At 50.8% G+C, this 25,175-nt stretch carries 24 protein-coding genes and 1 tRNA gene; 15 read left to right on the forward strand and 10 right to left on the reverse strand.

The window, feature by feature from the left end; translation table 11 throughout:
• Positions 1-56: 56 nt before the first annotated feature.
• From EDD53_RS08455 to EDD53_RS08465, 3 genes are all read right to left on the reverse strand, one after another.
• Positions 57-629, reverse strand: coding sequence for a hypothetical protein (locus EDD53_RS08455; RefSeq protein ID WP_123792787.1), 573 nt, complete (start codon positions 627-629; stop codon positions 57-59).
• Positions 622-1,830 carry a tyrosine-type recombinase/integrase gene (locus EDD53_RS08460; protein WP_123792788.1) on the reverse strand — a complete coding sequence of 403 codons (1,209 nt, stop codon included), beginning with the start codon at positions 1,828-1,830 and terminating at the stop codon, positions 622-624. The genes EDD53_RS08455 and EDD53_RS08460 overlap by 8 nt, the downstream gene beginning before the upstream one ends.
• A 149-nt stretch (positions 1,831-1,979) precedes the next feature.
• Positions 1,980-2,069 (reverse strand) — tRNA-Ser (locus tag EDD53_RS08465).
• Between the two features lie 316 nt (positions 2,070-2,385).
• Here EDD53_RS08465 and EDD53_RS08470 point away from each other — a divergent pair.
• The 5 genes from EDD53_RS08470 (at position 2,386) to EDD53_RS08490 (ending at position 7,740) form a co-directional block, all read left to right on the forward strand.
• A complete protein-coding gene (locus EDD53_RS08470; RefSeq protein ID WP_246002314.1) occupies positions 2,386-4,890 on the forward strand; it encodes a TonB-dependent receptor in 2,505 nt (834 codons plus the stop codon).
• A 75-nt stretch (positions 4,891-4,965) separates the two neighbouring features.
• Positions 4,966-5,649: a Fe2+-dependent dioxygenase gene (locus EDD53_RS08475; protein WP_123792790.1), complete on the forward strand. Its 684-nt coding sequence runs from the start codon at positions 4,966-4,968 to the stop codon at positions 5,647-5,649.
• Positions 5,650-5,653: 4 nt separating this feature from the next.
• On the forward strand, positions 5,654-6,454 hold the full coding sequence (gene exbB, locus EDD53_RS08480) for a tonB-system energizer ExbB (RefSeq protein ID WP_123792791.1): 801 nt from the start codon (positions 5,654-5,656) through the stop codon (positions 6,452-6,454).
• A gap of 3 nt (positions 6,455-6,457) precedes the next feature.
• Positions 6,458-6,907, forward strand: coding sequence for a biopolymer transporter ExbD (locus tag EDD53_RS08485; RefSeq protein WP_123792792.1), 450 nt, complete (start codon positions 6,458-6,460; stop codon positions 6,905-6,907).
• A complete protein-coding gene (locus EDD53_RS08490; protein ID WP_123792793.1) occupies positions 6,904-7,740 on the forward strand; it encodes an energy transducer TonB in 837 nt (278 codons plus the stop codon). Before EDD53_RS08485 ends, EDD53_RS08490 begins: the two co-directional genes overlap by 4 nt.
• On the opposite strand, the gene EDD53_RS08495 is transcribed toward EDD53_RS08490, so the two are convergent.
• Positions 7,725-8,819 (reverse strand): alpha-hydroxy acid oxidase, encoded by a 1,095-nt coding sequence (locus EDD53_RS08495; RefSeq protein ID WP_246002316.1) that lies wholly within the window; start codon positions 8,817-8,819, stop codon positions 7,725-7,727. The genes EDD53_RS08490 and EDD53_RS08495 overlap by 16 nt on opposite strands.
• Before the next feature lie 227 nt (positions 8,820-9,046).
• Here EDD53_RS08495 and hemP point away from each other — a divergent pair, with 227 nt between their 5' ends.
• On the forward strand, positions 9,047-9,214 hold the full coding sequence (gene hemP / locus EDD53_RS08500) for a hemin uptake protein HemP (RefSeq protein WP_123792794.1): 168 nt from the start codon (positions 9,047-9,049) through the stop codon (positions 9,212-9,214).
• 113 nt (positions 9,215-9,327) lie between these two features.
• On the opposite strand, the gene EDD53_RS08505 is transcribed toward hemP, so the two are convergent.
• The gene (locus EDD53_RS08505) at positions 9,328-10,011 is read right to left on the reverse strand and encodes a sugar transferase (RefSeq protein WP_246002319.1); all 684 of its coding nucleotides are present in this window, start codon (positions 10,009-10,011) and stop codon (positions 9,328-9,330) included.
• A gap of 412 nt (positions 10,012-10,423) precedes the next feature.
• Positions 10,424-11,521: a redox-regulated ATPase YchF gene (ychF, locus tag EDD53_RS08510; protein ID WP_123792795.1), complete on the reverse strand. Its 1,098-nt coding sequence runs from the start codon at positions 11,519-11,521 to the stop codon at positions 10,424-10,426.
• Positions 11,522-11,659: 138 nt separating this feature from the next.
• Here ychF and trpA point away from each other — a divergent pair, with 138 nt between their 5' ends.
• From trpA to EDD53_RS08530, 4 genes are all read left to right on the forward strand, one after another.
• Positions 11,660-12,451 carry a tryptophan synthase subunit alpha gene (gene trpA, locus EDD53_RS08515; protein ID WP_123792796.1) on the forward strand — a complete coding sequence of 264 codons (792 nt, stop codon included), beginning with the start codon at positions 11,660-11,662 and terminating at the stop codon, positions 12,449-12,451.
• A gap of 29 nt (positions 12,452-12,480) precedes the next feature.
• Positions 12,481-13,356 (forward strand): aldose 1-epimerase family protein, encoded by an 876-nt coding sequence (locus tag EDD53_RS08520; protein WP_123792797.1) that lies wholly within the window; start codon positions 12,481-12,483, stop codon positions 13,354-13,356.
• Positions 13,357-13,447: 91 nt separating this feature from the next.
• Entirely contained in the window at positions 13,448-14,554 is a 1,107-nt protein-coding gene (locus EDD53_RS08525; protein ID WP_123792977.1) for a carboxynorspermidine decarboxylase, read from the forward strand.
• A 44-nt stretch (positions 14,555-14,598) separates the two neighbouring features.
• Positions 14,599-15,846, forward strand: coding sequence for a saccharopine dehydrogenase family protein (locus tag EDD53_RS08530; RefSeq protein WP_123792798.1), 1,248 nt, complete (start codon positions 14,599-14,601; stop codon positions 15,844-15,846).
• Between the two features lie 72 nt (positions 15,847-15,918).
• Here the strand turns inward: EDD53_RS08530 and EDD53_RS08535 are convergent, their stop codons facing one another.
• The gene (locus EDD53_RS08535) at positions 15,919-16,869 is read right to left on the reverse strand and encodes a substrate-binding domain-containing protein (protein ID WP_123792799.1); all 951 of its coding nucleotides are present in this window, start codon (positions 16,867-16,869) and stop codon (positions 15,919-15,921) included.
• 194 nt (positions 16,870-17,063) lie between these two features.
• Between EDD53_RS08535 and EDD53_RS08540 the strand changes: the two genes are divergently transcribed.
• Positions 17,064-17,909 (forward strand): type IV pili methyl-accepting chemotaxis transducer N-terminal domain-containing protein, encoded by an 846-nt coding sequence (locus tag EDD53_RS08540; RefSeq protein WP_170162721.1) that lies wholly within the window; start codon positions 17,064-17,066, stop codon positions 17,907-17,909.
• An 80-nt stretch (positions 17,910-17,989) separates the two neighbouring features.
• Positions 17,990-19,153, forward strand: a complete 1,164-nt coding sequence (locus EDD53_RS08545) for an alpha-hydroxy acid oxidase (RefSeq protein ID WP_123792801.1) — start codon at positions 17,990-17,992, stop codon at positions 19,151-19,153.
• A gap of 13 nt (positions 19,154-19,166) precedes the next feature.
• Here EDD53_RS08545 and EDD53_RS08550 read toward each other — a convergent pair whose 3' ends face one another.
• Complete coding sequence (locus tag EDD53_RS08550; protein WP_123792802.1) at positions 19,167-20,333, reverse strand: MFS transporter; 1,167 nt, start codon at positions 20,331-20,333, stop codon at positions 19,167-19,169.
• Positions 20,334-20,549: 216 nt separating this feature from the next.
• Here EDD53_RS08550 and EDD53_RS08555 point away from each other — a divergent pair, with 216 nt between their 5' ends.
• Entirely contained in the window at positions 20,550-21,182 is a 633-nt protein-coding gene (locus EDD53_RS08555) for a 50S ribosomal protein L25/general stress protein Ctc (protein ID WP_123792803.1), read from the forward strand.
• A gap of 65 nt (positions 21,183-21,247) precedes the next feature.
• Here EDD53_RS08555 and EDD53_RS08560 read toward each other — a convergent pair whose 3' ends face one another.
• Entirely contained in the window at positions 21,248-22,474 is a 1,227-nt protein-coding gene (locus tag EDD53_RS08560; protein ID WP_123792804.1) for a GTP-binding protein, read from the reverse strand.
• Positions 22,475-22,762: 288 nt separating this feature from the next.
• Between EDD53_RS08560 and pth the strand changes: the two genes are divergently transcribed.
• Positions 22,763-23,464 (forward strand): aminoacyl-tRNA hydrolase, encoded by a 702-nt coding sequence (pth, locus tag EDD53_RS08565; protein WP_123792805.1) that lies wholly within the window; start codon positions 22,763-22,765, stop codon positions 23,462-23,464.
• Complete coding sequence (locus tag EDD53_RS08570; protein WP_425464053.1) at positions 23,461-23,841, forward strand: DUF2237 family protein; 381 nt, start codon at positions 23,461-23,463, stop codon at positions 23,839-23,841. The genes pth and EDD53_RS08570 overlap by 4 nt, the downstream gene beginning before the upstream one ends.
• 56 nt (positions 23,842-23,897) lie before the next feature.
• Here EDD53_RS08570 and trpB read toward each other — a convergent pair whose 3' ends face one another.
• Positions 23,898-25,145 carry a tryptophan synthase subunit beta gene (gene trpB / locus EDD53_RS08575; RefSeq protein WP_123792806.1) on the reverse strand — a complete coding sequence of 416 codons (1,248 nt, stop codon included), beginning with the start codon at positions 25,143-25,145 and terminating at the stop codon, positions 23,898-23,900.
• Positions 25,146-25,175 lie beyond the last annotated feature (30 nt).

A 25,175-nucleotide genomic window follows, 5' to 3' on the forward strand; every position in this document is an offset into this window, starting at 1 on the left:
ATTGGATGAGACTTGGTTAACGCGAGTGAACTTGAATAGGAAAACAGTAAGAAAAGTTATTTTTCGAAATCGTAGTAATAAGCGTATGCCCATTTCGCGGGACTGTTCCAATGTGCGTTAACATCTGCAGCCTTGAGAGCTCCTTCTACCAGCTTGCAATATTCACCAGTCGGGGCATCACTTGTCGCAGCCGTCCCCAGCGTCGGTGTTCGACCCGATTGTTCGACTACCTTATAACAAATCGCCGCAACCGTCCTCGCCGCCCAACTTGGATTGCCCCTGTTTTCATGCCCAAAGTAGAGGTCATACATAGTCAACGAGTAGTCCGTCAGTTCGATAGCCGATTTATGCAATTTGGCCAGAACATCTTCGTGGGCGCCAAGCGTTCCTCTAAATTTTCGACTTTGCGTCTCCAAACTAACTCTAAGTTTCTTGAGTTGCTCTATTTCCTTCCGTGCGTTTGGACGTGCACCCCATCCCATGTTCATCAGTGGATCATCTGGACATGCATCGAAAAAAATTTGCTCCGTATGCAGCTCAAAACCCTCGACATTTTCCTTAAGGAACTCACATAAAGAATTAATGTCGAATCCGAATTCGTCTTCCGGCCTAGGTAAATCATCAATCATGTTGATCCAACTCTTGGTCTTCCATGCCGTTTCGATCACCGATCACAAACTTTGACCATTCATCCATCAACTGACGCCGCCGCTGCAGCAAGTCTGACCGAGCATAGGCGCGTTCGACCTTGGAACCAATGTTGTGAGCGAGGCTCATTTCCGCGATCTCGCGAGGCGCACCGGCGACGTCGGATGCCCAATCTCTGAACGTGGAACGGAACCCGTGCACAGTCACTCCTTCAACACCCATGCGACGCAGCAACATCAGCATTGCCATATTTGACAACGGTTTGTGACGTTTCTGGCCTTCGAATACGAATTCAGACTGCATAGCTTTCAATGGTTCGATGATACCCAACATAGCTTCAGTCAGAGGCACGCGGTGGTCTGAGCCTGTTTTCATACGAATTTCTGGGCAGGTCCAAATGTTATCAATGAAATCCAATTCTTCCCAACGCATCCCCAAAGCTTCACCTGTGCGTGAGCCAGTCAAGCAAGTGAACATTAAAGCTCTGGCAGCCATCGCATTTCGCGTTGAAAGATCCGCATAAAATGCAGGCACATCTTGCCAGGGCATCGCTTTGTGGTGCTTCACTTTGACTTTAACCTTAGGGAGCACCTGCGCGTCCTTGATTGCTGTCACAGGGTTTTCACCAGAGCGAAAGCCCTTGGACTTTGCGACATCCAAAACGATCTTAAGCCGCTGCGCCAATCGCCGTGCTGTTTCATGTTTCTCTGTCCAAATTGGTGACAAGCACATCAAAATTTCACGCTGACCAATGCTATCAATGGGCATACGGCCAATTTTGGGAAATGCATAATCGCGCAAAGTGTTAATCCATTGCTGACCGTGCTTGGCATTTTTCCACGTTGGCATTCGATCAATATGAACCTGCTGGGCTATTTCTTCGAACGTCGGAATATCGCGCTGCGCATTAAAACGCGGATTTAATCCCTGTTTAGCCATACGCCGATATTCAAGAGCGCGATCCCGCGCCTGGTTCAACGTGACGACATCAGCGCCACCTAAGCCAAAATCAGTACGCAACGGCGCACCTTTTCGGTTTTTTTGCCCCTTAACAACAACACGCACAATCCAGCGCCGCGCCCCGCTTGGGTCCACGACAAGATACAAGCCGCCGCCGTCGCCGTGCCGCCCAGCGCCTAGGTTCTCAACAAGCTTCTTTGTTAGTTTTCCAGATAAGGCCATTCAAAAATACCACAATTCATACCACCCAAGGAAAGCATACGAGGCAATTCGAAAGAAATCCAACAAAAAGATAAAATCGCACAAGGCGCAGATAAACAAAGAAAAAGGTCGCCCAAGGCGACCTATTCAAAACCAACAAAATTGAGGTCTGGCGGAGACGAAGGGATTCGAACCCTCGAGACCCTTCCGGGCCTACTCCCTTAGCAGGGGAGCGCCTTCGACCACTCGGCCACGTCTCCGCCGTCGTGATTAGAGTGCAGCCTATTATGATTCAAGCGGTTTTTTGGGCTGAGTGGAAATTAGTTGTGTTTTATTGGCCCTGATTTGCGCCCCCAACTGAGTTTACGGGGTCCATGCTGAGCTGTGCGCCGTGACTTCTATATCACAGGCCCTCCCAAAGTATCTTAGTCTTTCAATAAGAAATAGCCGAACTTCTTTACTTTACAAAATTACTCGGATAAGCAGCCCTTGCATTTTGACGCCAGCCACAAGGTCCGCCCTTTCAAGCCAGCCCATGCGTCCAAAGTCAAAAATGACTTGGACCAAAACACTTGAATGAGGGATAACGCCATGCGCAGCTTGCGTAACACGACTGCCGTTTCACGGCCCATTGAATCACGTCACATCGGCCTTTTGGGGGCCTCACTTGCAGCCGCTTGCTTCGCAGGTGCAGCAACAGCCCAAAATGCGAATGATGGCGTTATTGTTTTGCCAACCGTTGATGTTGAAACCACAGAAGCCGCACCTGCGCAAAGTCAGCCGCAGCGGTCCACACGCCGCGCCTCTGCACCGCGCCCTGCTGCCCCTACGGTGTGCACACCAGAACTTACAGGCCAGCCGATCTGTGCAGCAGAAGATGCCGCGCGCGAACAAGCCGCGCGCGAAGCAGCCGAGGCAGCCCGTGTTGCTGAAGCCAAAGCCAATGCAGGCAACAGCCCCTACGCTGATCCAAATGCTGGCCTAAAAGCGGACACGCTTTCTATGGGCAAGCTGACTGGCGAAATCAAAGACATGCCGCGCACAGTAACCGCTGTGACAAAAGAAGCATTGGAAACAACGGGCACGACATCCGTGCGTGAATTGGCCCGTACGACACCTGGTATTTCGCTTGGTTTCGGTGAGGGTGGCAATGCCTATGGTGACAACATCTATGTGCGCGGATTTAAGGCAAACAACGATGTTTACGTTGATGGCGTGCGTGATCCAGGCATCGGTGTGCGTGAGACTTTCAACACAGAACAGGTTGAAGTTTTGAAAGGTCCAGCGGGTACAATCGGCGGACGCGGCACAACAGGTGGTGCGGTAAATATCGCGACGAAGAAGGCACAAGACGTTGATTTTACGCATATCGGTGTAAACGTGACCGATGCTGGCACAGCGCGCACGACACTTGATATGAACCGTGTGGTTGATGACCGCTTTGCCTACCGCTTGAATGGTATGTTGCAAGATGGTGACGTCGCGGGTCGCGATTCATTGAACGACGACCGCCAAGGCGCATCAGCCGCTGTGCGTTACAAGTTTAACGACAAAGTTACGTTGGAAGCGGATTACGCTTACACTAACATGAACCAAACACCTGACTGGGGCGTGCCATATATTTCTGCACCTTCTGGCAATACCGACCCGAACTTCCCCGAAGGTCCAGTGACCGAATTTGGTGTTGATCGCGAGTCATTCTACGGCGTTAAAGGTCGTGATTACCAAGAAGCCACCAGCAAAGTCGGCACAGCCCGCTTGATTTGGGAATTGGACAACGGCTTGACCTTGACCAACACCCTGCGCGCCTCCACAGCAATTAACGATTACATTTTGACAGCGCCAAGTTCGGTGAATGACAACGGATCTACCGATGCTGCGGATTGGACTGCGAACCTGAGCTTCAAGAGCCGTTACCAAGAAACTGACGTTATTTCTGACGATCTAGAACTGTCAGGCGTAAAAAACTTAGGCGGCTATGAGCATAGCTTCACCTTTGGCGCACATATTAGCCAAGAAGACGTTTCAACCTATTCTTACGACGATCTGTTGAGCGAAGATTACCAAGACACAAGCGGCAACCGCTGTGTGGTTGATGTGGTCAACCCAGATGCAGCCGGCGAAGGGTGCTGGGACGGATCACAAGCGCAACGTTCTGATAGCCATACAGATACAAATGTGCGCACCACTTCTGTCTTTGTCATGGATAGCGTGAAACTGTCAGACCAGTGGACTGTAAATGGTGGCCTGCGTGTGGACCACTACGATCTGTCACGCGACAGTTATGATGATACAGGCGCTGTGACAGACTCCTACAGCCGTGAAGATACCATGCTGAACTGGAATGTGGGCGCAGCCTACAAACCGCAAGACGATCTTACACTTTACGGCGCTATTGCAACATCAACCAACCCAATGGGGCAAGAAATTGCATCGGGTGGTAGTTTCTACGGTGGCCTAGATGAAAATGGTCAAGCGCTTGCACCTGAGAAAAACACATCCTACGAGCTAGGTGTAAAATACGAGTACTCAGATCACTTGCTTTTGACGGCAGCCTTGTTCAACACAACAAAAGACAACGCACGTGAAGATATCGGCGGTCGCGGCAACTCTGTTGCATACGACACCTTGAAATACCAAGTGCAAGGTCTTGAGTTGGGTGTCTCTGGCCGCATCCACGATCGTATCGGCGTCTACGGTGGTGCTGTCTACATGGATAGCGAAGTTCTGGAAAGCCAAGACCCAGATGCGATTGGCGAAGAAATTCCAAATATCGCCAAAACACAGTTCAACTTACTGACAACTTACGACGTCACAGAAGATCTGATGTTGGGCCTACAAACCAATTTTGTAGGAGAACGCAATCTTGGCGGCATCTATGCAAACGGCAAAACACTGCCCGAGCAATGGAGCTTTGACATCGTAGGGTCTTACCAATTGAACGACAATTCCGACATTCAGTTCGGGATCACAAACGCCACAGACGCAACACTTTACGATGCGGCATACCGTTCAGGCGAACCCTTCACTTATGTGGCCCCTGGCCGCGAAATCTGGGCAACGTTTAACGTGAAATTCTAAGCCCACAGAACACGCATTTTGCGGGCGGTCCTTGGGGCCGCCCGCATTCCCTTTTCGACAAAACAGGTCCATGCCATGCTGATCACAATCCCACAGGTTCTTACAAAAGCCCAAGTGCAAACCCTGCGCGCGGACCTTGAGACAAGCCCATGGCAAGATGGCCGAAAGACCGCGGGCGCCCAGTCGCAAAGCGTCAAACTGAATCAACAACTCGATCCCGAAAGCGCAGAGGCCGCCCGCCTTGGCGAACAAGTCTTACGTGCCTTAACCAACCATCCGTTGTTTTTGTCAGCCGCATTGCCTCTGCGCATTTTGCCCCCGATGTTCAATCGCTATGAGACGGGCGAAACCTTTGGCGTACACGTTGATAACGCGATCCGCGTGTCGCCCTTTACCCAAGAACGCCTGCGCGCCGATCTATCAATGACCCTCTTTTTGTCTGAACCCGATGAATATGAAGGCGGCGAACTTGTGATCGAAGACCACTATGGCACGCAAGAGGTGAAACTCTCTGCGGGTGATATGGTTTTATACCCGTCAACATCGCTGCATGAAGTGCGCCCTGTGACCAGCGGCGCACGTATTTCGTCCTTCTTTTGGCTGCAAAGCATGATCAGATCAAACGAGCATCGCACAATGCTTTTCGATCTGGATCAAACAATCCAACTTCTCACGCAACGCCTTGGTGTGGACGACGCTGAAGTCGTGCGCCTGACAGGTATTTATCACAACATGATCCGTCTTTGGTCCGAGGTCTAATTCTATGCGCATTCTTTCTACACTCACCGTGACCCTCCCCTTGTTTTTCATAGCGCAGACCGCGACTGCTGAAACATTGGGTGAAAAATGGGCCCGCTTTAACGCATATGTCGCCACAGCTGGCCAAGATCACATGTCGCCCATCGGCATGTATATGGCGGCTGATGTCGTGGTGAAATCCGTCATGCTTGCACTGATTTTTGCATCCTTGCTTACATGGGCCATTTTTGCAGCAAAACTATTGTCGCTAGGCGTCGCCCGCCTGCGCTTGCAACAAAGCTATCGCCAGCTTGATACAGACGCCACATTGCGCGGCGCGGCACCTGATGGTCGTGGAGCGATGCCCGCGATGATTGCAGCCGCTTTGATAGAACGCGATCGCGCCAGTGCGGACATGCCGCGTGATGGCATCAAAGACCGCGCGGAATCAGCTTTGTCACGGGTTGAAGCAGGTGCGGCACGCCGTATGGCGGCAGGCACAGGGCTTTTGGCGAATGTCGGCGCTGTTGCGCCCTTCGTCGGCCTGTTCGGCACCGTTTGGGGCATTATGAACAGCTTTATTTCAATCGCCAATACCAACACCACCAATCTGGCCGTTGTGGCACCTGGCATCGCGGAAGCTTTGCTGGCCACAGCGCTGGGGCTTGTGGCGGCGATCCCTGCGGTGATTTTCTACAATATCCTATCACGTGCGATCACAGGCTACCGCGTTATGCTGACCGATGCTGCGACCTTGGTGCAGCGCACTTTGTCGCGCGACCTTGATCGCGCCTTTACCGCGCAATCAACTGTTGAAGTGGAATAGATCATGGGTGCTAAAATTGGTGGTGATGGCGGCGATCTCGCCGAACAAAGCGATATCAACATCACGCCGTTTATCGATGTGATGCTCGTGCTTTTGATTATTTTTATGGTCGCAGCACCGCTTTCAACAGTTGATATCCCTGTGGAATTGCCTGTGGCTGTCGCAGATGCGCCCGTGCGCCCATCTGAGCCGATTTTCATTACAATCGCAGAGGATCTTACCCTATCTATAGGCGAAGTCACGATTGAGCGCGCAGACTTGCCCATGGAAGTCGGCATCGCCACGCGCCTGAACCGTGATGAGCGCCTATATCTGCGCGCCGACACTTCCGTACCCTACGGCGAGCTGATCAAAGTGATGAACACTCTGCGCAGCGAAGGCTATTTAAAAGTTGGCCTTGTCGGCCTTGATCCAGCCTCAGCTGACCCAGAAGATGTGGAGAATGCGCTATGAGTTTCGCATATGCTCAGGGCAATTCAGGCCCTCTTATTTGGACTTTGGCATTGGTGGGCAGTGTCGCCGTTCATGGGACGCTATCGGCCCAATTCATCCAAGACCCCACCCCGCCCATAACCGCATCTGCGGGCGCAACGGGCGCCATCTTGTTTGATTTGGCAGATGTTATCACCGCCCCATCGACAAGCGGTGAGGCCAGTGTGGAAGTGGCAGAGGCAGAAGACGCGCCGACGGTAACCGAAAGCCCCGAAGTGGTTGAAGCTGCCAAAGCGGCGGATGAGCCGATGTTGGCGCAAATCCCCTATGCAGTAGAAGACGACAGCCTAAAATTCGGCATCGCCAGCCCTGATCCAGTTGAGGACACCGAAGAAACCGCTGAAGAAATGGCGCAGGCCTATGACGAAGAGAAAATCCTAGAACCAAGCGCCGTTGGATCAGAAGCCGCCGAAGCGCAAGCTGCCTCATCCGAGGGATCAGATGCGGCCGATAAAGGCGATACAGCGCAGGCAAAATCCGAAGGTCTCACAGCCGTCGAAATGGCGCAAATTGCGGATTGGCAGAAATCTATTGTGGTTCGTATCGCAGCCGCGCGCAAATACCCCGCGCAGGCGCGCAGTAAAAAGATCGAAGGCGAAGTGCGCATGCGCTTTTCGATAGATCAATACGGTGTGATCATTTCGCGCTCGGTGGAAACTACATCAGGGGCCGCTATCCTTGACCAAGCTGCATTGGACGTTTTGGATGGGATCGAAAAATTACCCACCCCGCCGCAAAGTTTAGCGCGCGAGGCCATCACAATGATCGTGCCCATCAATTACCGTTTTAAGTAAACATGTTCTGGCGTGATGTCCGCGATGGTGCGGCATCCCGCCAGCATCATCGCTGCCTCTAATTCATCTTTCAGCATCCGCAAAACATGGCTGGCGCCCTGCGCCCCTGCGACTGCCAAACCACATAGGACTGGCCGACCAACCAGCACGGCCGAGGCCCCCAAAGCCAAAGCTTTGAAAATATCGGTGCCACGCCGAATGCCACTGTCCATGAAAACGGGTATCGCGTCACCGACAGCCTGCACCACCTCTGGCAGCGCATTTATTGCTGAGGGCACCCCATCCAAAACGCGCCCACCGTGATTTGAAACGACCAATGCCGACGCGCCGCTTTGCACAGCAAGTAGCGCATCTTCAGGGGACAAAACACCTTTTATGACCACAGGCAAACCAACAGATTCGCACAGCCATGCAACGTCTTCCCACGTCGGGGCGCAATGCGCCACGCGGTCAAACAGAAGCGTTTCATCCGCCGCCAATGGTGCGAATTGCGGCCTTGGCAGACCCGCAAGGTTCACCGCTGAAATACCATCAGGCAGCGCAAACCCTGTTTCAATTTCACGGTCGCGAATTCCATTGACAGGCGCATCGACAGTTAAGACCAAAGCGCTGTAACCAGCGCGCATAGCGCGCTCGGCCAATACCATTGTCGTGGAACGATCAGCTTGCCAATACAATTGAAACCACGATGTGTTTCCCTCACCTGCTGTGGCGACGTCAGACATCGGGGTTGCCGATTGTGAACTTAGGATCATTGGCAAATCCTGAGCGGCGGCGGCTTGTGCAGTTGCGCATTCCCCCTGCGGGCACAGCAGTTTTTGATAGGCGATTGGGGCGATCAAAAGCGGTGCTGACATTGGGGTATTTAACACAGTCACTTGCGTCCCCCCCCCACGTAGATCACGCAAAATCCGCGGACGAATACAAATATTTTCGAAATCCGATTGATTGGCGCGCAGGGTCGTTTCACTGCCAGCACCCCCGAAAAAATATGCCAAGTGATCCTCGGGCAAGTGTGCTTGCGCCGCTTTGAAATAAGCATTCAACGTGGGCATTGAGTGATGTGAATCCGTGGGCATTTTGCAAGGTCCTCGGCAAGTTTCGTTACATTGAATGGTCGATAATCTATCGCATTTTAATTTCTGATAGAAAAGATAGGAATTGACTTATCTTATCTTTTTAGTCAGAAATAAGCCAACGCAACAAACTTGAACAGCGCACAGATTTTATGTTTCTAACATCAAAACTCACCACAGCTTTTATTGCCATGAGCGCCGCATATCAGCCCGCCGCAAAGGAGCAATAAATGAGCACCCCACCAGCAAAAACACCTACAGCGGATCTTATGCACAGCTTGCCTACCTATCAAGCGCGGGAGCTGACCGAGAATGGCGAACAAGCCCTTATTGTGATGGAAAATCAAGTATATACTCTGCGCATCACCCGTGCGGGCAAACTTATCTTAACAAAGTAAATCAAGATTTATGTCCGGTCGCGGCCTGATTTAGCAAGCCCCTGTGCAGCGACTTTACGCTTACAAAAAATGCCCCAATGGGGCATTCGTGTGTTCTCTGGATTTTTGTAAGCTTACTTGCCTTCGCGTTTGATGACGACCGCAAAGGTCTTCCAAAACAAATTTATATCTGTGACCAAGGACAGTGTGCGGTAGTATTCTTCATCATATCCGACACGCTCAATGAATGTTGATTCATTGCGTGTAGAGACCTGCCAAGCGCCAGAAATACCAGGGCGCATTTTGAAATAGGCTTTCCCACCCGCATTCAAATACATTGCGCTTTGGCTCGGCAAAAAGGGGCGCGGCCCGAAAAAGCTCATGTCACCAAAGAGCACATTCAAAAACTGCGGCAATTCATCCAGACTGGTTTTTCTTAGAATATTCCCAATTTTTGTGATGCGTGGATCAACATCAAGCTTTTGGTACAATTCCCATTCTTTACGAATTTCAGGATCTTTGCGACACATTTCGATCAAATGCTCTTCGGCATCGACCCGCATTGTCCGCAACTTCAGACACCGAAAATGTTTACCATCTTTTCCCACGCGCGCCTGCTTGAAAAAGGCAGAACCACCATCGCGACGCACGATAAGTGCCAAAAGCAAGATTACGGGAAAGACAATCGGCGCTAAAACAAGGCATAAACAGATATCAAATAAACGTTTGCCAAAAAACCTATAGACCATGGCCGATTTAACATTGTCGCAAGCAGTTTCCACCGGACGAGAAATAATTTCAGTCGAAAAATTTGTCACTCAATCTCTCCTAGTCCAGCACATGCCGAGTTCAAGGTCAGCCTTAAAATTGACGCTTCGACGTAACGTCATAACGCAAAAAACAATCTTCACAACATTGTTAGCAAGAAATTAACATCCACTGTTGCATTTTTTTACGACAGTTTTTTGTATTTTTTGATAACCCCTTGAAACAAGGTATAAACTGAGAAATGCCGTTATAAATTGAAGTATAAAAACGGCTTTTTCCTAAGCTTAATGCTTACGTATTAGACTCAATACGAAAAGAATATCGATTCGTTCTTGCAGGCCTCATCGCGAAAAAAGCATGCCAAACGCCTATCTCGGCCAATAAGACTGCGCTTTTCATGCAAGAAAGCCGCCCGAATGAATCATTCGAACGACTTGAATTTTTAGAAATGGGTGCTGATCTCTAGGTGTTAAACAAAAAGTGCATCACATCGCCGTCTTGTACGATGTAGCCCTTGCCCTCAGCGCGCATTTTGCCTGTTTCTTTGGCCTTTGTTTCGCCCTGACAGGCAATGTAATCGTCATAGGCGATGGTTTCAGCACGAATGAAGCCGCGTTCGAAATCACCATGGATAACGCCAGCGGCAGCAGGCGCGCCAGTGCCCGCTTTGATGGTCCAAGCCCGCGCCTCTTTTGGGCCAACTGTGAAATAAGTTTCCAATTTCAGCAGTTCGTAGCCTGCACGGATCAAACGGTCGAGGCCTGCTTCTTCCAGTCCCATTTCATCCAAAAACATGTCTGCTTCTTCGGCTTCAAGCTGAGAAATTTCTTCTTCGATCTTCGCAGAGATCACCACAGCGCCTGCGCCCTGCTCGGCCGCCATGGCCGCGACAGCGTCTGAATGCTTATTGCCTTTTGAGGCGTTTTCTTCTTCGACATTACACACATACAGAATGGGTTTTTGCGACAAAAGCTGCAGCAAACGCCACGCTTTGGCATCGTCTTCATCGACTTCAACTGTGCGCGCGGGCATATCGTTTTCGATTGCAGTCTGCGCGGCAGCCAAAAGACGGTCTTGTTGGATGGCGTCCTTATCGTTGCCCTTGATTTTACGCACCAAACCAGCACGACGCTTTTCGATACTTTCAAGATCAGACAGCATCAATTCGGTTTCAATGACCTTTGCATCATCGACAGGATCAACACGGCCCTCAACATGGGTCACATCGCCATCTTCGAAACAGCGCACAACATGCGCAATCGCGTCACATTCACGGATGTTCGCCAAGAACTGGTTGCCGAGACCCTCACCTTTTGATGCCCCTTTAACCAAACCTGCGATATCAACGAAAGTCATGCGCGTCGGGATGATCTGTTTTGATCCAGCGATTTCAGCCAAGGCATCAAGCCGACTGTCAGGCACAGCCACTTCACCGACATTCGGTTCGATGGTGCAAAACGGAAAATTGGCGGCCTGTGCGGCTGCGGTTTTCGTCAAAGCGTTAAAAAGTGTCGATTTGCCAACATTCGGCAGCCCGACGATACCCATTTTGAAACCCATTTCGCGTCCCTCTTATGTCATTTCCCGCGTATCTAAGCGCCAAACAGCTATCGCGCAAGTGCGCCTAAGCCCAATGAGCATTGCAACTGACGCAAAGATCGGCGAAACCTAGCCCTAAATGGTATAACGGAGCCCGCTATGACACGTATCGACACCACATTTGCCACGCTGAAAGCCGAAGGTAAAAAGGCCTTTGTTGCCTATATAATGGCGGGCGATACGGATGAGGCCAAATCCCTTGAAATCATGAAAGCCCTGCCTGACGCGGGTGTGGACGTGATCGAATTGGGCATCCCTTTTACCGATCCAATGGCGGATGGCGGCACCATTCAACTGGCAGGGCAGCGCGCCTTGGCTCAAGGGATGACTTTGCAAAAAACACTCGACATGGCCAGCGAGTTTCGCAAAACCAATGACAGCACGCCGATCGTTTTGATGGGCTATTTCAACCCGATCTTTTCACGCGGCGTTGATGCATTCTTGTCTGACTGTACGGCCGCGGGTATCGATGGCTTGATCGTTGTGGATTTACCCCCTGAAGAAGACGACATGCTATGTTTGCCCGCACAAGACGCGGGTTTGAACTTTATCCGATTGGCGACCCCAACGACCGACGAAGCGCGCCTGCCTAAAGTCCTGACCAATACGTCTGGTTTTGTTTACTATGTTTCGGTCAATGGCGTTACGGGCTCAGCCGAAGCGTCCGGTGCCAATGTTGGGCCTGAAGTGGCTCGAATTAAGTCTCATACGGATTTACCTGTGATCGTTGGCTTTGGCGTGAATACGCCAGAGAAAGCGCGCGAAATTGCATCTATCGCGGATGGAACTGTGGTGGGATCCGCCATTGTCAGCCAAATCGCGCAGGGGAAATCTGTCGAAGAAGTGACAGCCTTTGTAAAATCTTTGGCAGACGGCGCGCATAGCGCATAGCACCCCGCGCCGATCATGGAGCACAGCTGATGTCACAGGATCTGGTCACGATTTCATCGCCCGAATTGACGGCGCAAGTGGCACCTCTTGGCGCTGAATTGCAGTCAATTCAAACCACGACAGGGCAGGATTTGTTGTGGAATGGTGATCATGCCTATTGGTCTGGGCGTGCCCCTATCTTATTTCCGATTGTCGGGCGTGCGCCCAATGATCGCATTTCTGTTGGCACGTTTTCGGCCCCAATGAAACAACACGGGTTTGCGCGGCGCTCTGTTTTTCGCTTAGAGACTCAGACCCAAAACATGTGCCGCTTTGTTTTAACCGACAATGAAGCGACTCGCGCGCAGTATCCCTTTGCCTTTCGCCTGACCGTCACACATCAAATCACTGGTGCCACTCTTGAGAGCCGTGTTGATCTCCGTAACGATAGTAGGATGCCCATGCCGTTTGGTTTTGGCTTTCACCCTGCCTTTGTTTGGCCGCTTCCCAATGCCAAAAAAGCCGCGCCCCACACCATCACATTGCACAATAAGGGCGAACCCGAATTGGCACGCCTGACTGATGGCTTACTATCCCCCATGCGCTATCCCTCGCCTTTTACAGATGGACAACTGACCTTGGACCATAGCCAGTTTGACCAAGACGCCATGATATTTCCGACAGGCGCGGGCACTGACTTGACCTATGGGGCATCAGGCGCGACGCAATTGGATTTTACTTTTGAAAACCTGCCCAATCTTGCCATTTGGACAAAGGCAAACGCACCCTTTGTGTGTATTGAGCCGTGGCATGGAATGGCGGCTCAGATGCAAACATCAGATCAAATCGCGGATCGTCCCAACACTGTCACACTTGCTCCAGATGATAGCACGACATTCGCCATGACTGTCACCGTGCAGCCTTAAGCTGCCATGTGACAAAACTTGCCGCACTGGCCGCTTTGTCCTAAATGCCTGTTCACTTTGATAACCTTTTCACCATGAGGCCCAGACCATGATCCAGACGCCCTATTACCTGATCGATAAATCGCGCCTATTGCCAAACATGGAAAAGATTGCGCGATTGCGTGAGGCGTCTGGCGCCAAGGCTTTGTTGGCGCTCAAATGCTTTGCCAGCTGGCCTGTTTTTGATTTCATGTCCGATTATATGGATGGCACAACTTCATCATCACTTTACGAAGTTAAACTTGGGCGTGACAAATTTGGTGTTGGAAAAGATAAAGAAACCCATGCTTATTCTGTTGCTTGGGCCGATCATGAAATCGATGAAGTGCTGCAGGTGTCAGATAAAGTTATTTTCAACACCGCAGCGCAATTGCAACGGTTCGAGGCCAAATCACACGGCCACATACGCGGTTTACGGGTCAATCCTGGCGTATCGACATCTGACTTTGACCTTGCCGATCCCGCCCGCCCCTTTTCGCGTCTTGGTGAACATACCGTTGCGGGTATAGCACCCGTTGCGGATCTGATTTCAGGGTTCATGTTTCACAACAATTGTGAAAACGACGATTTTGACCGCTTTGATGACATGCTTTGTCACATCGAAGATCGCTTTGGCGGGCTGATCAAACGCATGCAATGGATTTCTCTTGGCGGTGGCATTCATTTTACAGGCGACGACTATCCGCTGGATAAATTCGCGGAACGCCTCAAACGATTTGCAGGGGAAAACGAAGTCCAAGTCTATCTGGAACCTGGCGAAGCAGCCATCACGGGGTCGACCACTCTGGAAGTTTCGGTTTTGGACACACTGCACAACGGCAAAAACCTTGCCATTGTCGACAGTTCGATCGAGGCACATATGCTTGATCTGTTGATCTACCGCGAAAGCGCAAAAATCAGCCCCAACACAGGCGCGCATGATTGGATGGTCTGCGGCAAATCTTGTTTAGCGGGCGATATTTTTGGTGAATTCAAGTTCGAAGAGCCGCTCAAAACGGGGGATCGCCTGTCCATTCAAGATGCGGCAGGTTACACAATGGTAAAGAAAAACTGGTTCAACGGCGTCAAAATGCCCGCAATTGCCGTAAAAGAATTAGATGGAACCGTAAACCTAAAACGTGACTTCGGTTACGATGACTTTATCACAGCCTTAGGCTAAGCTCACCCTAGATTTATCACCCCAACTCTAAGAGGTCTTTTGGTTTGAAAAAGAACGTACTCATCATCGGCGCTGGCGGCGTCGCGCAGGTCGTCGTGCATAAATGTGCGCAAAACAACGATGTGTTTGGCGACATCCACCTCGCCAGCCGCACGCTTTCGAAATGTGAAAACTTGCTTGCGACTGTCGCAGAGAAAAAAGCGATGAAACAAGAGGGCGTTTTGCAGGCCCATCAAGTGGACGCAATGGATACAGCGGCGGTGGTCGCTTTGATTAATAAGATCAACGCTGAAATTGTGATTAATGTTGGGTCTGCTTTCGTCAATATGACAGTGCTTGATGCCTGTATCGAAACGGGCGCGGCCTATATCGACACAGCGATTCACGAAGATCCCAAAAAGATTTGCGAGACACCCCCATGGTACGGCAATTACGAATGGAAAAAGCGCGATCTGTGCGCTGAGAAAGGCATCACCGCGATCTTGGGCGCGGGCTTTGATCCGGGCGTTGTGAATGCTTTCGCGCGCTTTGCGATTGACGAGTTCATGGACGAGGTGACATCGATTGATATCGTCGACATCAACGCGGGTGATCACGGCAAATATTTTGCCACCAATTTTGATCCAGAGATCAATTTTCGCGAGTTCACAGGCGTTGTCTATTCTTGGCAGCAAGGCGCTTGGCAAACCAATCAAATGTTCGAAATCGGCAAGGTTTGGGATATGCCCGTGGTTGGCCCCTCGCAGGCCTATATGTCTGGCCACGACGAGGTGCATTCTTTATCCGCCAACTACCCGCAAGCCGATGTGCGCTTTTGGATGGGTTTTGGCGATCACTACATCAACGTCTTTACAGTTTTGAAAAATCTTGGACTTTTATCAGAACAGCCTGTGATGACAGCAGAAGGCCAAGAAGTGGTGCCGCTGAAAGTGGTCAAAGCGGTTCTACCTGACCCATCATCTTTGGCACCCAATTACACAGGCAAAACCTGCATCGGCGATCTGGTGAAAGGCACAAAAGATGGCGAAGAGGTCGAAGTCTTTGTCTACAACGTGGCCGATCACAAAGAAGCTTATAATGAGATCGGATCCCAAGGCATCTCCTTCACCGCAGGAGTCCCACCAGTCGCAGCGGCCATGTTGGTGGCCTCTGGCGAATGGGACGCGAAAACCATGCGCAACGTGGAAGAGCTGGATCCAAAACCGTTCTTCACCATTATGGATCGCATTGGCTTGCCCACGCGCGTGCAAATCGGTGGTTTGGGCGGTAAAGATCAAGCTTGGAACGCTTAAAATCTGAGTAGATTTTATAGTCGACTTTAGGGGCCCGCAGTCATTGCGGGCCCTTTTTAATCACCTAATGGTTTAATTTGCGCCAAAGTACATGCCCATATTATCGAGCGTTACCAGCTCGAAAGGAACAAATGTCAACGAGGGCACGGCTTTACCAGCCGCAAGATCAAGCGCATTCAGCAATGCATTCTCGCCTTGACCAGCCGCATTTTGGAACACGGTTACATCCATATCCCCCGCGCTCATTGACATAAGCGCCCCTTGGGTTGCATCAACTCCCCCAACAAGAACTTCATCCATGGATACGCCTGCCGCTTTCAAGGCATCAATTGCCCCCAGCGCCATACTGTCGTTATTGGCAAAGACTGCATCGACTGAAACGCCAGACTCGATCTGTGCTGCGACGAATTCTTGCGCTTTTGCACGATCCCAATCTGCAACATCTTCGGCGACAATCTTGATAAAATCACATTCATCAGTTGCGAGCACTGTCTTCACAGCCTCAGATCGACCGACTGCACCCGCATGATCGTCTGGGCCACGCAGCAGCAGCGCAGTCGCACCATCTTGCTTGCCGGTTTCTTTGAGGACAGCACAGATTTCTTCGGCCTGAAGCCTCCCTGCATCATGTTCTGCGGAGGCAACAAAAGATTGTTTTGCAGGCATGCTATCAACGTTTTTCGGCGGCCGGTTCACAAAAATGATTGGCAGATCAGCATCTGCGGCCATATCACTTAATGTTTTGCCAATGTCTTCATCCACCACATGAAATACCACAGCATCGACATTGGAATTGATGAATGCTTTGAGCTGAGCCAGCTGCGTATCGCCATCGTTGTTCGTCTCAACAGACCTCAGTTCAATTCCACCAATTTCCTCAGCTTGGCTTTCAATACGGTCTTTAAGAACTGTCAAAAATGTGTCGCCAACACTGGCCATCGACACGCCGATAATTTCGGCTTGAGCAGCAGTAGCGCCGCCAAGAGATGCGGCGAGGGCCGCTGCAGTCAAGAAAGTTTTCATAGATCCTCCGAAAAATTCACAGGTTCTACCTAATCGTGACAGCTTAAAACTCCATGAAGATGCATCTAATGACCTAAAAGGCCCAAGAGAAAAGACCAACGTCTGTAACCGAATGGTAAGAAAATACAGCGATTGTTTGATCAAAGTTTTCAAACATTAAAGTGATGATGTCTATGCGACGATGGGTTTTACATTTGACATTTTGGCTCTGTATTTTTGCACCCTCAACCACTTATGCGGAGGTATCGGTTTCTACACGCATCGAATTAGCAGGCTATCAAACTGCGTTGGCGCATCGTCTTGTTCGCGCCTTGTGTTATGCACAAGCGGACATACACCGTGACGAAAATCTGCAATTGGCAGTCGAAACACGTGATGAAATATCTACATTGCTTGACGCTATGATTGAAGGAAATGAAGCGCGCGGAATAGCGGCAGAAACAGATAGCACGACGCAGACGCTCCTGAGTTCTACTCAAAAGATCTGGACGCCCACCAAGAAAAAAGTCGATGCTTATTTATCGGGTGAACCTTTTACGGATAAAAACCTCACAAAGCTAAGCTTTAAGGCCGATTCACTACAGAAATCATGGGCAAGTCTTATCAGTCGATATGAACTAAAATCGACGGTTGTCGGTGGTGCACACAACCTTGGTGTCGCACGGCACATTGCTGCCGCTAATCGACAGAGTTCGCTTATCGAACAAGCTGGCAAGCTGAGTTGCTTGGTCTGGTTGAACGGCGGACCAGACAAAGCCAAGTACCAGTTTGACCAACTGTCGCAGATCCTTCCGACTTTTCATCTAAACACCTTTGGATTGGCCTTTAGCCATACCGCGATTGGACTACCTCCGCCGCCTACATTTGATATTCAAACGCGCAACTTTGAAAGCTGGCTGGAGTGGGTTTCATTAAGTGGCATGTTCGACGCGACGCTTGATGGTAAGGTGAGTCCTGATGAACTTATCGCCATGGCCCATGGTATAAACATGCTGACGCTCACCTTTACTGAGACCATGAAACTCTACCTCCAGTTATAAAGTAACACGGGCCTCTTGATCTAATCTGCTTAATACCCTCTAATTGGTAAGGAAATATATCCAATTTAGAAAGCTCGATCATGGCCGCGATCACGAACATCAACGACCTCAAACGCCAACACAAACGGCGCACACCAAAGATGTTTTACGATTACTGTGAAAGCGGGTCTTGGACAGAACAGACATTTCGAGAAAACACAACAGATTTTGATCAAATTCGGTTCAAGCAACGCGTGGCCGTGGACATGCAAGACCGCACGACCGCGACGAAAATGATCGGGCAAGATGTTGCCATGCCTGTCGCATTGGCACCCGTTGGATTGACTGGAATGCAATGCGCTGATGGTGAAATTAAAGCGGCAAAAGCTGCTGAAAAATTTGGCGTGCCGTTCACACTGTCAACAATGTCGGTCTGCTCGATAGAAGACGTTGCCAAACACACAACGAAACCGTTTTGGTTTCAACTCTATGTCATGCGAGATCAGGCTTTTTTAGAAAACATCATTCAGCGCGCTAAAGATGCAAAATGTTCCGCACTTGTTTTGACGCTTGATTTGCAAATTCTTGGTCAACGTCACAAGGATTTGAAAAACGGCCTGTCGGTTCCCTTGCGCCCTTCGGCGGGCAACATACTTGATGTGGCCACAAAATGGCGCTGGGGCATAGGGATGCTTCGCACGCAAAACAAGAGCTTTGGCAATATCGTTGGGCATGCAAAAGGCGTGAGCGATATGGGATCGTTGTTCACTTGGACGGCCGAACAATTTGATCTGCAACTCGACTGGGACAAAGTCGCAAAGATCAAAAAAATGTGGGGTGGCCCGCTCATTTTGAAAGGCATCATGGAACCAGAAGATGCGCGTAAAGCAGTCGAGGTGGGCGCAGATGCCATTGTCGTTTCGAACCATGGCGGACGCCAATTGGATGGGGCTCTTTCCTCAATCAAAATGCTCCCTGCAATTCTTGACGCAGTTGGGAACCAAATCGAAGTCCATATCGACAGTGGTATTCGGTCGGGTCAGGACGCCCTAAAGGCCATCGCGCTTGGTGCCAAAGGCACTTATATTGGGCGCGCTTACATTCATGGACTTGGCGCGAACGGCGAAACTGGGGTCACCCAAGCCTTACAGATCATTCACAAAGAAATGGATACGACCATGGCGCTCTGTGGGCGAAGACACATCGAGACTATGGACAAAGATAACATTCTTGTGCCACGCGACTTCTATGGTGATTGGGCCTAAATTCCGCGCAGGCTCAGGCTGTATTCGCGAGGTAAGCCCGTCGCATTTGGACTGCGATCACGGCAGGAATGATCACTGCGATCAGGATTGCGACAACGGCAAAGGCCACGCGCAATCCCCAGAGATCGGACACGAAACCGATCAGTGCGGGACCGACAAAGAACCCCGTGAAGCCAAAGAGCCACGCGCGCGAAATGGCGATTGCGCGTTGTTCACGGTGAACGAGCTTACCCAAAAGTGAATTGGCCGTTGGAACAATTACAGCCATCCCTGTTGCACATAGACCGATCCCGATTAAGGCGATGGTCTGGGTCGGCGCTAATGCAATTACCGTAGCCCCCAACATGCCCAAGATACCCGACCAGAACACGATCCGTTCTTCGCCGAGTTTTTCTGTAAACACTTGCCCCAACAGACGGATGACACACATCACCAAACCTAATGTTGTTGGGCCGAAACTGCCTTCGCCTGGCGCGCTGCCCAGCTCGCGCTCCAAAAACAGCGCAGACCAAGATTCGATTGAATTTTCCCCCAAGAACGAAACAAAAAGCATCACTGCCACGAGTAAAATAAAGAACCACGGCAAACGTTTAGGGACAGGCTTCGCGGAGGCATCAGCCTCTACAGGTTGCCAATTACGTTCCCATGTGAAAACGCTCATAACCAACAAAACACCCCCCATAGTGGGGAATATTTGGCTCGGTTCTAAGCCCACTTGCCGCAGTCCACCGCCAATCAAAGCAGACAAGCCGAAACACAGCGAAAACATCGCATGATTGGCGTTCATTAGATGCAAACTGTGGCGTTCTTCCAATTCTGACAATCGCATATTGGTGCAGATATCAAAGCTTGCGACCCCTGCCCCCATGATGATGAGGAACGTAAACAAGCTCAGCAAAGACTGTGCAAAAATAGGAAATTGCATAAGAATCGCGAGAACCAGTGCCAGAACAGGCAATAGAAACTTGCCGAGTGACTTAGAGAGTTTTGGGGCCATAAACATTGCGACCATCCCGCCGACTGCCGCCCCCATCAAAGCCAACCCAAATTGACTATCTGACGCCCCTGTTTGCGCTTTAATGTCAGGCACCATTGCGGCAAAGCAGCCCCAATAGATTCCAACACAACCCAACCCGAAAAAGGGCGCCCGCGACGCGTGAATGGCCTTGATGATCGACATAATTCTCCCCGCCCCTTCATGTTGATCAAAGCGCTTGGATCCAGCTAAGGCAATGCACACCAGCGTACAATATGCGAGGGGCCCGCGCGAAGTCACTCTTTATGATCAGATGTTAAAAAAAGATCTTTCAATTTATCAGATTCTCACCTATACGCGCGACTTCACGCGGGTCTACAGCCTTGGAGGAGGCCCGCCCTAAAACATTGGAGAATTATTATGGCTGGTCAGATTCCTGATTTTGTAGCCACGGAACGTACGGGGACAGGCAAGGGCGCCGCTCGTCAAGCACGTCGCGACGGCTTGGTTCCAGGTATCGTTTACGGTGGTGAAGCAGATCCTTTGCCGATCAACATCCCGTTCAACGTTTTGTTGAAGACTCTAAAACAGGGTCGCTTTTTGTCCACTTTGTTCAACCTAAAAGTTGAAGGTCAAGAAGACGTTCGTGTGATCTGTCGCGGTGTTCAGCGCCACGTTGTTAAAGATCTGCCAACACACGTTGATTTCATGCGTCTAAAGCGCACTTCACGCATCAACCTTTTCATCCCTGTTGAGATTGTTGGCGAAGACGTAGCGCCTGGCATGAAAAAAGGTGGTGTTGTGACCCACGTTCGCACTGAGGTAGAACTCATGGTGACAGCTGGCGATATCCCTGAAAAAATCACTTTGGATGTCTCAAAAGGCAACCTTGGCGATGTATACCACATCTCTGACGTGACATTGCCTGAAGGCACACGCCCTGTGATTGACCGCGATTTCGTGATTGCAAACATCACAGCGCCTGCTGGCTTGGCATCTGCTGACGAAGACGATGCAGACGCGCCAGAAGCAGAAGCGGCAGAAGAAGCGTAAGTTTCCTTCCCTTCGAAAATTTTCAAAACGCGGTCCTTTCGGGCCGCGTTTTTTATTGTCTGCGTTTATTGCGGCTGACGACGCCATTTGGGGAAGGGATCTGACATGTTTTTCCATGCCTCTGGTTCGAATGTTTCAGCCCCTTCAACAAGCGCTGCATCCAGCGCCTTAGTGATGGTCGCACGCTCCAACCCCGCGCCGATAAACACAAGCTCTTGGCGGCGATCACCAAACGGTTCTTGCCAATGATGATCAAGATAGGCCTGTGCCTGAGGCGTGTCTGGTCGGCGGTTCTGCGGAACGGTAGCCCACCACACACCCAGCGGCTTGATACTGCTTAGCGCGCCAGCCAAGGAGAACTCAGCCAGCCAATCTGGCTGCGTGGCAATCCAAAAGTGCCCCTTTGCACGCAAGACGCCCGGCAGGGGGCCATTGAGAACCGCGCTTAATTTTTCAGGATCAAATGGGCGGCGCGCGCGATAGACAAAAGATGAAATACCATATTCTTCTGTCTCGGGGATGTGATCTTCAAACCCGTAAAGTTCTTTGGCCCAAAGCGGGTGCTCTTGCGCCGCTTCAAAATTGAACAGACCTGTATCAAAGATATGTTCATGAGAGACTTTGCCGTAATCCGCCTCAACAATCCGCGCATCTGGATTTAAAGCCACAACAATCTTACGCGCTGCATCCAGTTTATAAGATCCCGCATCGCTGGCCTTGTTAAGCACAATAACGTCAGCAAATTCAATTTGCTCCACCAGTAAATCCACCAAGGTACGATTGTCGTCATCCCCCAAAGCTTCCCCTCGATCCTTGATGAAATCATGACTGGCATAATCTTTCAGCAGATTCACAGTATCAACCACAGTGACCATCGTATCGAGGCGGGCCACATCGGAGAGGCTGACATCAAATTCATCGCGAAAGTCAAAGGTCGCAGCAACGGGCAGAGGTTCAGAAATGCCTGAGGATTCGATCAGCAAGTAATCAAAGCGGTCCTGCTGTGCCAAATTGCTAACCTCTTGCAGTAAATCATCACGTAACGTGCAGCAAATACAGCCATTGGTCATTTCGACCAAAGTTTCTTCTGTGGTGCTTAGATTTGCGCCACCCTCTCGAATGAGGTCCGCGTCGATATTCACTTCGGACATATCGTTGACAATCACCGCCACACGACGACCATCTCGGTTGTTTAAGACCTCATTCAAAAGCGTCGTCTTTCCAGCACCTAGAAAGCCTGACAGGACCGTTACAGGCAAACGGTCTTTCAAAGGTGTCGCGGGAATTGGCATATCGTATGGCCTTTTCTGTATGGTTGTTTGTGCGCATCACTGTCGCGCGAACTAAATCGCAAGTAGGGACTTACATAGCCGCCCATGCAATAATTGTTATGTTATAACGTATCATATCCAAACTGAAATCAGGACACAAGACAGAAATAGCTTTAGACCGACATCAAGCGATTTAGTGATCACTGGGTGAAGGGTCAGCACCAATCTTCGGTTTGGCCATGGTTCGGAAATCCCCTATGGCCTGATGCGCCGCCATGGCCTAAAACGGCTACAAACAGGAGACCTCACATGAAGCTTTTTGTCGGCCTCGGAAACCCCGGTGCGAAATATGCAGGCAATCGCCACAACATCGGGTTTATGGTGCTCGACCGTCTGGCCGAAAATGGCTTTGCGCCGTGGCGTGCAAAATTTCAAGGCAAAGTGACTGAAGGCAAACTTGGCGCTGAAAAGGTCATCTTGCTAAAACCTGAAACCTTTATGAACCTGTCAGGGCAATCTGTCGGCGAAGCGATGCGGTTTTACAAGCTCACGCCTGCCGATGTGATCGTGTTTCATGACGAGTTGGACTTGGCCCCCGGAAAGGCGCGGGTCAAAACCGGTGGCGGCCATGCGGGCCACAATGGCTTGCGCTCGATTCACCAACACATCGGCGCAGAATATGACCGCGTGCGCTTGGGTATCGGCCACCCCGGACACAAAGATCGCGTTGCGGGCTATGTACTATCAGATTTCGCAAAGGCCGACGAAAACTGGCTAGATGATTTGATCCGCGGATGTGTGGATGGGGCCGCAGATTTAGCAGCGGGCGAGAACGCCAAATTTGGCAATGCAGTCGGCCTGCGGGTGAACCCACCACGCTCCTCAACAGGCACCAAGCCACAAGGACCTAAAGGCATACGCCAAGCGCCGACACCACGCCCAGATAAGCCTGCCCCCCCTGCCCCTGACAGCCGCAGCCCTTTTGAAAAATTGAAAGACAAATTCAAATGATCACACCTGATGACAGTGTAAATGTATTGGGCGGAGCTTTGGGCCTATGCTCTACAGCCCCCGTGACTGGGTTCTTTCGTGACGGCACCTGCAACACCTGCGCTCAAGACACTGGGTCGCACACAGTCTGCGCCGTGATGACAGATGAGTTCTTGGCGTTTTCCAAATATGTCGGCAATGATTTATCGACGCCTCGCCCTGAATTCGGCTTTGACGGTTTAAAGGCTGGGGATGCGTGGTGTCTTTGCGCCAGTCGGTTTCTACAGGCACATGATGAAGGCTGCGCGCCCAAAGTAAAGCTAGCCTGCACACATAAGCGCGCGCTTGATATCGTGCCACTAGAGGTGCTGAAGCAGCACGCAATTGACCCCGCCTAAATAGAAAACGCGAGGGTTTGCCCCTCGCGCTCATGACTGTTTCAATGTCGAAACCGTTATTCGGAATCGCGGCCTTCTGCGCCCATTTCGATACCCAAATGACGCGCCACCGTGAAGATGTCTTTGTCTCCGCGCCCGCACATATTCATGACAATGATATGATCTTTGGGCAAAGTTGGCGCAATTTTCATCACGTGCGCCAGCGCGTGCGAAGGTTCAAGGGCGGGAATTATACCTTCGGTGCGGCATGAGAATTGGAATGCGTCAAGCGCTTCTTTGTCGGTGATCGACACGTATTCCGCGCGTTTCGTGTCATGCAACCATGAATGCTCTGGCCCGATACCTGGGTAATCAAGACCAGCAGAAATTGAAAAACCTTCCAGAATTTGACCATCATCGTCTTGCAAAAGATATGTCAAATTGCCGTGTAGCACACCAGGACGCCCACCTGTGAGGGACGCACAATGTTCCATTTTTGCATTCACGCCCTTGCCGCCAGCTTCGACACCAATGATGCGAACGCTTTCGTCATCAAGGAAGGGGTAGAATAACCCCATTGCGTTAGACCCACCGCCGATAGCTGCGATGACAGTGTCAGGCAGGCGGCCCTCGCCTTCGTGTTCGGGCAACTGCCAGCGCACTTCTTTACCAATAATCGATTGGAAATCACGCACCATCGCGGGGTAAGGGTGTGGTCCTGCAACGGTGCCAATACAGTAGAAAGTGTTGTCTACATTGGTCACCCAGTCGCGCAAACCGTCATTCATCGCATCTTTTAGCGTGCCACGGCCTGATGTCACGGGCACCACTTCAGCGCCAAGCAACTTCATACGAAACACATTTGGCGCTTGGCGTTCGACGTCATGCGCCCCCATGTAGATTACACATTCCAAGCCGAATTTGGCACAGACGGTCGCTGTGGCCACACCGTGCTGCCCTGCACCTGTTTCGGCGATAATACGGGTTTTACCCATGCGACGCGCCAGAATGATCTGACCAAGCACGTTATTGATTTTATGGGCGCCTGTGTGGTTCAATTCATCACGCTTGAGATAAATCTTGGCGCCACCAAGTTCTTCCGTCATGTTTTGCGCAAAATATAGCGGGCTTGGACGGCCAACGTAATGTTTCCACAGGTCATCCATTTCCGCCCAAAATGTCGGATCGGTTTTGGCTTTTTCGAACTCTTCCTCAAGACTGAGGATCAAAGGCATCAAGGTTTCGGACACAAAGCGCCCACCGTAATTGCCAAAGCGGCCTTTTTCATCTGGGCCGTTCATAAAGCTATTGAAAAGATCGTTCATCTTGAGGCTCCCTTGCACGAGAAATCTAGG

It is taken from the genome of Pacificibacter maritimus (assembly GCF_003814915.1).
GTDB lineage: Bacteria > Pseudomonadota > Alphaproteobacteria > Rhodobacterales > Rhodobacteraceae > Celeribacter > Celeribacter maritimus.